Annotated in this window: 7 protein-coding genes; 6 read left to right on the forward strand and 1 reads right to left on the reverse strand. The window is 36.2% G+C overall.

The window, feature by feature from the left end; all coding sequences use genetic code 11:
• Positions 1–141: 141 nt before the first annotated feature.
• Complete coding sequence (locus JOD96_RS05330) at positions 142–3060, forward strand: PQQ-dependent sugar dehydrogenase (RefSeq protein ID WP_209563234.1); 2919 nt, start codon at positions 142–144, stop codon at positions 3058–3060.
• 103 nt (positions 3061–3163) lie between these two features.
• Here the strand turns inward: JOD96_RS05330 and JOD96_RS05335 are convergent, their stop codons facing one another.
• Positions 3164–5569, reverse strand: a complete 2406-nt coding sequence (locus JOD96_RS05335; protein WP_209563235.1) for a TonB-dependent receptor — start codon at positions 5567–5569, stop codon at positions 3164–3166.
• A gap of 324 nt (positions 5570–5893) precedes the next feature.
• Between JOD96_RS05335 and JOD96_RS05340 the strand changes: the two genes are divergently transcribed.
• The 5 genes from JOD96_RS05340 (at position 5894) to JOD96_RS05360 (ending at position 12507) form a co-directional block, all read left to right on the forward strand.
• Entirely contained in the window at positions 5894–6244 is a 351-nt protein-coding gene (locus tag JOD96_RS05340) for a hypothetical protein (protein ID WP_209563236.1), read from the forward strand.
• A 276-nt stretch (positions 6245–6520) separates the two neighbouring features.
• A complete protein-coding gene (locus tag JOD96_RS05345; protein WP_209563237.1) occupies positions 6521–7216 on the forward strand; it encodes an ABC transporter ATP-binding protein in 696 nt (231 codons plus the stop codon).
• A gap of 29 nt (positions 7217–7245) precedes the next feature.
• Positions 7246–9699, forward strand: a complete 2454-nt coding sequence (locus JOD96_RS05350) for a TonB-dependent siderophore receptor (RefSeq protein WP_209563238.1) — start codon at positions 7246–7248, stop codon at positions 9697–9699.
• Positions 9700–9704: 5 nt separating this feature from the next.
• Positions 9705–11156 (forward strand): ABC transporter permease, encoded by a 1452-nt coding sequence (locus tag JOD96_RS05355; protein WP_209563239.1) that lies wholly within the window; start codon positions 9705–9707, stop codon positions 11154–11156.
• A 1-nt stretch (position 11157) separates the two neighbouring features.
• Positions 11158–12507, forward strand: a complete 1350-nt coding sequence (locus JOD96_RS05360) for a DUF3526 domain-containing protein (RefSeq protein ID WP_209563240.1) — start codon at positions 11158–11160, stop codon at positions 12505–12507.
• Positions 12508–12539 lie beyond the last annotated feature (32 nt).

Raw genomic sequence — 12539 nt, forward strand, 5'->3', positions numbered from 1 at the left:
TTATTTTAAAATTAAAAAATCGGCCAGAAATCTGATTATAGAATATCATCTTTATATTATAAAAACTTAATGTATGAGTAGAGTTTAATACGTAAAAAAATGTTAAATTTGAGATACCAAATCACAATCTACTAAATAGTTATGAAAGAAAAATTACGTTTTAAGCCCGTTTTATCAAAAGTAAAGACATTTTTATATGTCTCCTTTTTACTTATTTCCTGGCAGGCCAATTGCCAGTACATTACAGAAAACCTTGCTCCTGCTCAAACTATTAAAGAGGGGCTTTCTTTGGAACAATCATCTGATGGCCGAATATTTATTGCCGAAAGAGGCGGTATTGTAAAGGTGTACCAAAACAACACCGTAACTAATGTTTTTACGGTTACAACTGTTACGGATAACGAACAAGGATTGCTGGGGCTTACTCTACATCCTGATTTTGCGACAAATGGATATATCTATGTATTTTATAGTGTAGATAACGGAGGAGTGATCAGACACCGAATAGAAAGAGTACAGATTGATAATGCAAATCAGGTAGTGGGCAGACAGGAAATTCTGCTGTTGGAACCTATTGGCGGCGGATTTCATAATGGCGGCGATTTAAAATTCTTTAACGGATTTTTGTACGTAACCGTTGGAGACAGTCAGCAAAACACAAATTCGCAGGATTTGGATACTTATAAAGGGAAAATATTACGCCTGACCGAAGATGGACAACCAGCTCCCGGAAATCCATATTACGGAAGCGGATCGGTGCAAAGACAAAGTATCTGGGTTTATGGGTTTAGAAATCCGTGGAGACTGATTCCCAATCCTAAAGCCAATAAATTATTTGTTCTCGATGTTGGAACATCCTGGGAAGAAGTAAATGAAATAAGCAATCCGACTATTCGAAATTATGCCTGGGGACATCCTCAGGGCGGCGATGGAAAACAACCCGAAACCAACTTATTTACAAATCCAATATTTACCTACGCGACCGGAAGTATTGGAAATGCCCTTACTAACGGAGTTTTATACAACCCGGCAACACCTCGTTACCCAAATCTTGATGGGAAGTTTATTTTTAAGGATTATGTCAGAACCGAAATAAGATCTTTTGATCCTAATGTAGCAGATCCTGCTTCTGATGTATTTTATACCGCTCCCCAGCAATATGTTTTGGGTATGATGTTAGGAAATGACGGTTACCTTTATTATTGCGCTTATGGAAATAATGGCTCTTTAATAAGACTTAATTATATCGAAACTGAAGTGCCGACGATTGTAAATCATCCGGTAACACAAACAATAATGGAAACGTATCCTGTGACTTTTAATGTAACTGCAAGCGGCGTTGGTTTAAGTTATCAATGGCAATTTAATAATGTGAATATTCCGGGAGCAACAGCCGCAAGTTATACAATTGCAAATGTGACCAATGCAGATGCAGGAGCCTACAAAGTTGTTGTAACCAATACAGCCGGAAGTGTTACAAGTAATCCGGCAACACTTACAATAACTCCTTTTAGTAATGCGCCGACAGTCACTTTAGTTTCTCCTCTTCCAACATTAAAATGGAATGCAGATGATATTGTTAATTTTTCTGCTACTGCCACAGATACAGAAGACGGAACACTGCCTGCAAGTGCTTTTTCATGGAGCATGGATTTATTTCACGAAGATGTTCCCGGAGCAGGGCACTCCCATCCAGGAGCAAGTCCGCAGGGCGTAAGTTCAGGAACTTTTGTAGCATCAAACCAGGGTGAAAAAACACCAAATGTCTGGTACAGATTTACGGTTAAAGTTACTGATAGCGATGGATTGACAGCGTCTTCTTTTGTCGATATTCACCCCAATCTGGTTGATGTTACCGCAACAAGTTCTCCTGCTTTATTAAATTTAGAATTTAATCAAAAAACCGTTACAGCACCTTCTACAAAAAAAGTGGTAGCCAATGCAAAATTGCAGACACTAAATGCACCTACTCCACAATATGTTGGCAACATTCGTTATGATTTTGATCACTGGAGCCAGGGTGGTACTGTAAACCAGACTTTTCAGGCACCTGCAGCCGGAACAATAACTTATACGGCATTTTATACTGAAACTACGCTTGCCACTGCACCTTATCAGGGATTAGTTGCACAGATTCCCGGTATCATTGAAGCAGAAAATTATGATATTGGCCCAAGTGCTTTCTTTGACAGTAATGGCGGCGGAGACACTGCATACAGACCCGGTGATAATGTGGGAACTGAAGTTTGTAACGAAGGCGGATTTAATATTGCATATGTAGCCAAAAACGAATGGCTTAAATATACTGCAAAGGTAAATTCTACCGGAAATTATGATATCAAACTCCGAATTTCTACACCATATAATAACAAAACCGTTCATCTTGAAGTAGACGGTGTAAATTTGACCAATACCGTAAATATTCCAAATACAACTGGTTTTCAGAATTGGCAGACTGTAACTATTGCTAATATTCCCCTAACTCAGGGTGTTCATGTGATTACCTTATTTTTTGAGGAAGCGGATGTCAATGTCAATAAACTTGAGTTTACGTTATCAGGAAATACCGCAGCACCCGTTGCTGATTTTGAAGTAAATACACAAATGGGATGCCTGAATACGCCTGTAACTTTTACTTCTGTATCTGTAGGGACAGTAGATACATATAACTGGAGTTTTGGCGAAGGTGCAGCACCGGCAACCGCAACAGGAATTGGGCCTCATTCTGTAGTTTACGCTACCGAAGGAGATAAAACAGTCTCTTTGACGGTATCAAATACAGCAGGAAATAATAAAAAGGAAATTACCTATATGGTTCATAACTGCAATCTTGGTATCGAAAATCCAGATGAAGAATCAAAAAAGATTAGTGTTTATCCAAATCCGTCAAAAGGAATTTTTAATTTATCAAAAGAACTGGAATGGACGATTTATTCTTCCCTTGGAACAAAAATAAAGCAAGGTTCAGGAAATGTAATCAATATTTCTGATCAGGCAACCGGTATTTATTTCATTAAAAATAAACTGAACAGTAAATCGATATCCATTATTAAACAATAATAATTGAAAATTTACTTTTAAAATAAAAGCACAAAAAAAGGCATACATTACGTATGCCTTTTTTATGAAAATTAATCAATAGGCGTATAAAGGAATATTTTGCTTAGAATTTATAAGTAACACCAACTCTAAAGTTTCTTGGCTGTTCTGTTTGCCAGCTATAAGCTTTTATAGTTTCTGAGTTGTAATAAGAACCACTGTAAAGGTATTCATCAAGAATATTGAAAACATTTGCCGTGAATTTCATTTTTCCTGTTTCGTATGACAAACCTCCGTCAAGTTTAAAATAATCTGGAAGTTTTTCTAATCCTACCGCCCATGTATCTGTTTGTCTGCCTGCAAGATAAGTTCCTCCTATCGAAGCTCCCAACCCTTTTAGTTTACCAGATACAAGCGTATAATTTAACCATGCATTTGCAACATGTTTTGAAAATCCTGTTAAAGAACTTCCTTCAATAATAGAAGGTACATTTGATTCGGTTACAATTGCTTCAGTGAAAGCATAATTAGCAATTAAATTAAGACCATCAAGGATTTTACCTCTTACATCAAATTCAACACCCTGAGATCTCTTCTCTCCTAATATGACTTTCCATATATCATTTGCACCATTAGTAGGATCAGAAGTTAATTCATTTTGCTTGATGATTCTATATGCTGCAACTGTAGTACTCCATGAACCATCAAACCAATCTTTTTTAACTCCAAATTCGATGTTACTTCCAGTAAGAGGTTTTACTTCATCACCATTTTGTGTAACACCAGATTGAGGTGTAAAAGCCTGATCGTACAATCCATAAACTGATGTAGTTGGCGTAATAGAATAACTAAGACCTACACGTGGTGTAATGTGATTATCTTCTTGTAAATCTCCCCAGCTTGTCTGGCTAATCCAGGTATATCTGGCTGCAAGTGTCAATCTTAATTTATTTTCAAAAAAGCCCAATTCGTCCTGAATATAAGCTGCTGCATATTTTGAAATCATACCTCCAAAAGATCTTTGTTTAATAGGAGTTTCACGATCAAAATTTGGTAATCCGTTAGCCGGAGTTCCATAATTTGGATTAAAAACATTAAATGGATTGTCGAAAGTATCCAAATCATGTGATTGAAAAAAGTCTGCATAATATTCTTTCTGGCCTGAATCTACACCACCTAAAACCTTATGAGAAACATTTCCTGTATTGAATTTTCCGTTGATAAAAAGCTGTCCTAAAAACATATCACTATCAACATCCCATATACCTACATTACGGATAATCTCACCATAACCAAGTTCTTGAGGCGCTACTTGTTCAGGCCCTACAACGCTAGGCCATGAACTGTATCCTTCCTGTAAATATTTAAAATAAGATGTCTGTGCAGTAAGTTTCCAGTTATCATCAAACTTATGCTCAAACATAAGATATCCGCTATGATCATTCATTTTTGTATCAGGCAAACCTGGTTGCGTCATCGTAAAATTTCTTGGCATTGTAGCATATCCGCCATCATCAGCTCCAAAAACATAAAATGAACCCACCTCAGTCATATTTGCGTGTTGGAGATTATACTCCAAAGTAATTTTTGTTTTATCATCTATTTGATAAGAAAGTACAGGAGCAAATACATAACGGTCATTGTGTTCAAATGGTCTGTGAGAACCTTTCTTTTGAATAGCACCATTAACTCTGTACAAGAACTTACCTTTTTTGTCAAATTTACCATCAAAGTCAACACTTGCTCTGTAGAAATCATAGCTTCCTGCCATAACTGTAGCTTCGCCTTTTGTGATTCCCGTTGGTTTTTTGGTAACTACATTATAAAGTCCGCTTGGATCACCGCTCGAAAGCATAAAGCCCGCCGGGCCTTTTACAAACTCAATATGGTCAACAAAACTCATGTCTTCTGTAAGTGGTCCCCAGAAAGAACTAACTACATTAAAACCATTACGAAATGCCTGAATTTGAGATCCTCGCATGGTAATGTTTGTGTACATATCTCCCCAGTGTTCTAAACGCACAGCACCACTCACGTTGCGAATAACCCCGTCGCTCATGCTGATGATTTGCTGATCTTTTAATGTCTGACCGCTTACAATCTGAATGTTTTGCGGAATTTCTAATACAGGAGTCTGAAGACGTAAGGACAAAGAAGGTTTGTCTTGTTTGTATTTGTTTTTTGTAATCACAACCTCGTCAAGATCTTCCTGATTTTCAGAAAGTGCAAAGTTTTTTGTTGTGGTTTGATTAGCAGTAACAACAATAGTTTCCTCTACCACTTTTACCCCTACTGCCCTTACCCGTATGGTATAAGAAGCCGGTTTTACATTTTTAATCTCATATTGACCGCTCTCATTAGTAACGGCTGTATATTTTGTCCCTTTAAGGCTTACAGAAATATTATCTGCCGGTACATTGCCGCTCAAAGTAATTTTTCCGGTTATTTTGCCTGTATCCTGCCCCATCATTTGCAATGAGCTCAGAAACAACAAGCTAAATATAAATTTTTGAATGGTTGGTATATTCATTTTGAATGGTTGTTTAAATTCGTGGCAAAAGTAAACTCAAATATGTTTTAAACCAAATTATTTTTAACCATTCTAAATAAAAACAATGAGTTAACTATCTGTATTGAGGTATTTGAATTCTTTTGAAACATAAAACGAGCTAAATGTTATATATGTAACTCGTTTTGTATTAGCCTATATCCTCAGTATATTTTTTTCATTATACGAAATGACGAAAAAAATAAAAATCAAACGTAACGGAATTGCCAATTAGATTTATATATTTGCAACAAAGTTGCGTTTGATTAAGTCTAAAAAAAAAAAGCAACTTGTTTATAATCAATAATGAAGAGAAGAATTCTACTTATTAATGTTTTAATGTCTTTTACCGTATTGTTTTCAATGCTGTTTCAGACTGTAGATTCTTACGAGCATATTTTTAAACAGATAAGTGAGAAACACTGCGAACATAAATATACTCCACATCAAAAACAAATAACACACAGTCATGCAGCAGAGCATAACTGTCATGTTTGTCATTTTGCTTTCAGCACCTTTGTACCCAATAATTTTCAGGCTTTATTTTTCAATAAAATAAGTAAAGGAGCTTCGTTTGTATTCTTTTATACAAAAACATATTCCACTTTTTTTAAGGGTAGTCTTTTTGCCCTTAGGGCGCCTCCTGCTATGGTATAATCTACTACATTTTTTTAATGCTCAATTTATCTTTTGCCTGTTATAATATCAGGTAAGAGACACTCTTATTTTGCTGTTTTATCTGAACTTTTCAATTTCAGGATAAGGCAAAAAAAAGCATTTCGCAATCGGACCGAATATTTATTTCAGTAAAAAAATCAGTAGCAGACAATTTCCATTTCACCAGAATAAACAAAAATCAGGTTCGGGGTATTTATGCCTCGTCAAAATTTTTGTTGCAATTTATTTAAAATCAAACAAAACCAAATTCATATTATGCTTATAGCTGAAAACCTTACAAAGAAATATGGCGATCATATTGCTTTGAATGCCTTAAACTTAACAATAAAAAAAGGAGAAATCTTTGCTCTTTTAGGTCAAAACGGAGCAGGAAAAACCACTACCATAAATCTTTTCTTAGGCTTTATTGAACCTAGTAACGGAACCTTAAAAATAAACGATATTTCGGTTACCGAAAATGGGCAGGAAACCAAAAAACATGTGGCGTATATTCCAGAAACAGTCATGTTATATCCAAACCTGAGCGGTATAGAAAACCTGAAATTTTTCTCGTCACTGGCAGGTTTTAAATATTCTGACGGAGAATTGACTTATTTCCTCAACAAAGCAGTTTTGCAAGCAAATGCGCACGACCAGAATCTTGGCGGTTACTCAAAAGGAATGCGCCAGAAAGTGGGAATTGCAATTGCAATCGCAAAACAAGCCAAAGTTTTATTATTAGATGAACCTACAAGTGGGCTTGATCCAAAAGCATCTAATGAATTCTCTCAAATCCTAAAAGAATTATCGGCAGACGGAACGGCTATTTTAATGGCGACACACGATATTTTTAGAGCGAGGGAAGTGGCCACACATATCGGAATCATGAAACAAGGAAATCTTGTAACGATTATAGAGGCAGATAAAATCTCGGCAAACGAACTGGAAAACTTGTACTTACAAACCGTATAAAGGAAATAATGATTTCCATCAACATAAAAATGAAACACTTATTTTCATTATTCTTTTTAATATTTAGCGTAAACTATGCCCAGTCTCAAACCATAACCGGGAAAATCATAGATCAGAATACGCAGGAGGCTGTTGTCGGTGCAAATATAAAAGTACTTAATTCCGGCAAAAATACAACCACAGACCGCGACGGAAATTTTAGCATTGAAGGTGACGGATTGCTGGAAATAAGTTTTACAGGATATAAAACACAGCAAATTAATGCGGATTCCGGATTTCTTACTATAAAAATGGAGACTAATCTGAATGAGCTGCAAACAGTTGAAATTGTGGGCCGTTCTACAAAAAAATATAACAGTGATTATTCTTTTGCCGCAACAAAAACAGCTTCTTTAAACAAAGATATTCCGCAATCAATCTCAACAGTAACAAAAGAATTAATTGCCGACAAAGGCGCATTTTATTTGGCAGATGCCGTAAAAATGTCCAGCGGGGTAATTCCGGCAAGTTACTATAATCAATATACTATTCGCGGAATCAGCCAGAATGAAGAAGGCCAGATTATTAACGGGATGCGAACACGTCAGTATTATTTCCTCCAGCCTTTAACCACTAATATTGAGCGTGTAGAAGTAATCAAAGGCCCGTCCAGCGCAACTTTTTCGTCTGTAGACCCCGGTGGGAGTATCAATCTGGTTACAAAAAAACCTTTGGCTGCAGACCGAAAAGAAGTGAGTTTAAGTGTGGGCAGTTTTAGTACTTTGCGCGGCGCATTAGATTTTACAGGACCTGCAAATGAATCCAAAACACTTCTTTATCGTATAAATGCTGCTTATCAGGATGCAAAATCATTTCGTGACTTAGCGGGAAATAAATCTTTTCTGATTTCTCCTTCCTTCAGTTATATTCCAAATGAAAAAACAGCAATTAATACCGAATTGATCCTGAGTGACATGACCGGAGTTCTGGATCGTGGCCAGCCGATTTTCGGGGCTATTGCGGGAGTCACCAATTTGCATCAGACACCAATAAGCTTAAACTTAGGTGCCTCAGGAGATTATTTTAAATCGAAAGAAATGATCCTCACGACCAATTTTGCCCATAAATTCAACTCTAAAATTGGATTTAATGCGACTTATATGAAACAAACCTGGACAGAAGACCTTCAGGAACACAGAACTACAAATGGTTTTGCTGTCGACATGAATAACCAGCCGGTAACGAGCCTGGCCATGATGCAGTTTGTACAGCGTAAGCAATATTGGGATATTGATAATTTGAGTGCTTATTTTAATTTTGATTTCAAAACCGGAAAACTCAATCATAAATTATTGACAGGGTATGATTTAAGCAGTTGGAACAAAAATAAAGGCGGTGGGCAGAATGCCGCGAGAGGTTATCTGCTCAAAGACGGTTCTGTAGCCAGTTCGTTTGTTTTGGCCAATGCCGATAATTATCAGACAACCACTATTAACGGTGTAATTGTACCAAAGCCAAACGTAAATTTCTTTGATTTAAATAATCCGTCGTATGCTATGAGAACGCCGGAAGATTATATTTTGAATGTCAGGACTGCGTTGCCATCGGCTTTGACCACTACAAATGCGATTTATATTCAGGATCAGATTCAGTGGGAAAAATTCACCTTCTTATTGGGATTAAGAAACGAATGGTTTGAAGACATCACCAATTATAAAACTAACAATGAACTGATTGTTGAGAAATCGGCGCTGCTGCCCCGTGTTGGTGTAACTTATGCTGTAAATAGTGCCATAAATGTTTATACAACATATCTGGAAGGCTATCAGCCACAATCAAATACTGTGACTTTAATGCCACAAACGGGAACTTTGCCTGCCGGAAGTTTGTTTGATCCCCTTGAAAGTAATCTGAAAGAATTTGGTCTGAAAACGACTTTTCTGAATAACTCCATGAGTTTTAATGCGGCTGTTTATGAAATTAATCAGCGCAATATTCTGATGAATGCCAACGACCCCGAAAATCCGGATTTATTGGTAACAAGAGGTGCAGAACGCAGTCGTGGTTTTGAATGTGATTTGGCGGGCTATATTACTTCGGACTGGCAAATAAATGCTTCGTACAGTTATATCGATGCCAAAATTACCAACGATCAGAATACTTCTTTGATCGGTGCAAGAAAGCAAAATACACCAAAAAACAGCGCCAATTTATGGACACGTTACAATTTTGGTGCTGATTCTGCTCTGAAAGATTTTGGAGTTGGGCTGGGAATGCAGTATCAAAGCAGTAAAGTACCTTGGTTTACAAGGGATTTTACGCTTCCTGATTTTACAGTTTTTGATGCCGCTGTATATTACAAACCAAATAACAGCAACATACAGATTGCTTTGAATGCAGGTAATTTATTAAACAAAACGTATTGGCTGGGTGCTCAGAATTATTTGAGATTATTTCCGGGGGCACCGAGAAATTTTACACTGACCATAACTTATAAATTTTAGTTTATATGAAATTTTTACATATTGAAATCCTTATAAGCAGGCATTTCAAAAAATCTGTTTTTAAAAATCCTGCTGTATTTATTATTACCTTATTTATTGGAGTTTTATTGCTTTATGCCGCATTTTCGGGTTGGGAAAATTATACTAATCAAAATGAAACCAGCGAAAAATACCAACATGAATCACGAGAAGACTGGCTGAATAATCCGGATAAAAACCCGCACAGAATGGCGCATTACGGAAACTTTGCGTTTCGTAAAAGCACTTCTTTGAGTGTTTTTGAATTCGGAATGGAACCTTTTTTTGGGAATGCCATTTTTCTTGAGGCACACAAACAAAATACCGCCAATTTTTCTGAAGCAGGTTTTTCAAACAGTATGCTCCGTTTTGGAGAAATAAGTATTGCGATGGTTTTGCAGATTTTGCTTCCGCTGTTAATCTTTTTCCTGGGTTTTAATTCAATTGCTTACGAACGTGAAAATGGAACTTTAAAACTGCTTTTGAGCCAGGGAATCAATTGGAAACAGCTGTTGTTTGGTAAAATTCTGGGGGTTGCTTCTGTTATAATGCTGCTTTTTATTCCTACAATTGTTATCCTCATCTTGATTTGGTTATTACTACAAAACTTTAGTATTTCTGCTGATGAAACCCTAAAGATGCTGTTCTTTATCGTATTCCATTTTATCTATCTGATATTCTTTTGCGTTATTGCTGTTTTGATTTCAGCTTCAAGCAAAACTTCAAAGAAAGCCTTGATTTCCCTAATCGGGATCTGGCTGATCTTTACGATTATTTTACCGAGAACAACACAGGCAATTGGCGCGTATTTGTATGAAGCTCCTTCAAAAATTCAGTTTAACAGCGACATTGAGAAAGATATCCTCAAACAAGGTGACAATCATAACCCAAACGATCCGCATTACAAAGCAATCAAAGATTCTTTATTAACGGTCTACAAAGTCGATTCGGTTCAGAAACTACCTTTTAATTATTCCGGGTTTATCATGACTGAGGGAGAAAAAATCAGTTCTCAGATTTATAAAAAACATCTTGAAGAGTTGTTGAAGATTTATGATAAACAAAATAGTTTTTCAAAAGCAGTTGCCTTTTTCAATCCGTATGTAGCGATGAAAAACCTGTCTATGGGATTATCCAATACCGATTATGATTCTTATATCGATTTTCAGAAACAAGCAGAGGATTATCGTTATATGATGGCTCAAAAAATGAATGGTTTGCAGATTAAATACATCAGTAACAAAAAACCCGGCGAAAAAGATAAACCACAAACAATCAACAAGGAACATTGGGCAGATGTAGAAGAATTTCATTATAAACCAAAAGGAATCCGGGAAGTTTTAAAAAGCGAAATTATCTCCATTATCTCAATCATTCTCTGGATCATCCTTTTGTTTACAGCCATTAGAATCGCGGCCAAAAACCTTAAAGCAATTTAATATGTTAGTATTATTATTTAAAAATTTCATACGATCAAAAGGAACCAAAATTGGTTTGATTTTTCTCTTGCTAATAGGTTTTATAAGCCTCTTGACCGGAAAACAGTTTCAGGAAAAACAAAATCAGAATATAACCGAAGCAGCCGTTTATCAAAAAGAACATATTGCGAGAAATGCGGCGTTTCATAAGGACGAGGTTGGACTTCTGCTCTACTATGTAAAGTTTTCCTTGGTCAATAAAACTTTTCCTGTAAACAGTCTGGCAATTGGTCAGCGAGATGTAAACCCATCGATTCAGAGTGTTACTATTCGTGGTCTTGAAGCGCAGAAATATGATGCAGAACTCAATAATCCGAATAATCTTTTGTCGGGAAATATCGATTTCAGTTTTGTGCTGATATATCTTTTTCCACTCTTAATTATCGCTTTTACATATAATATAATTTCAGAAGAAAAGGAAAGCGGAACCTGGAAAATTGTAGCGACCCAGACTGGGAATACCTTTTTCTATATCGTAAAATTGTTCTATATCCGAATTTTAAGTTTAATGGCACTTTTCAGCCTTTTACTTTTTACAGCAGTTTTGGTTTTGAATATTCCGCTGGACGGCGCTTTTTTTGCTTTTTTCGGATTGGGAATTTTATATATCCTTTTTTGGTTTGCCGTTTGTTTTTTTATCGTTTCTCTGCAAAAGAATTCCAATTTTAATGCTGTTATCTTACTAACAATCTGGTTGTTTTTTATCATCATTTTACCGGCAGCAATCAACACGTATATTGTCAATAAATATCCGGTTCCCGAAGCTTTGGAATTAACGGTGAAACAAAGAAACGCTTATCATGAAAAATGGGACATGGATAAAAAAATAACCATGGATAAGTTTTATGCCCATTATCCGCAGTTTAAAAGCTATTCTTTGCCTGAGGCTGAATTTAGCTGGCTTTGGTATTATGCGATGCAACAGGCCGGTGATGATGATTCGGCTAAACAATCAAATGAACTGGCGGCAAAACTGGTACAAAGAAACGAGGCAAGTCAGTTTATAGCACTCTTTATTCCGACTTTGCATACACAAATCCAACTGAATGAAATTGCTAAATCTGATTTAGGAAACCAGCTTCTGTTTTTGAAAGAAACAAAAGATTTTCACGAAAAACTGCGTTTGTATTTCTATCCCAAGATATTTGATAATGCTCCTGTAGATCAGGAAAACTGGTCAAAATTCAAGGTAGAAACTTTTAGCGACAAATCAGAAATAAGTTTTGCAAAAGCTTTTCTTCCTTTATTCATTTTCAATTTATTGCTAATTGGTTTTGGATGGAGAAATTTTAAACGCAACGTTTTTTCTTAACTGCAAAGTTTTTTACCGTAAAAGAGCGCAAA

The sequence above is a fragment of the Flavobacterium sp. 1355 genome, from assembly GCF_017833415.1.
In the GTDB taxonomy this organism is placed as follows: domain Bacteria; phylum Bacteroidota; class Bacteroidia; order Flavobacteriales; family Flavobacteriaceae; genus Flavobacterium.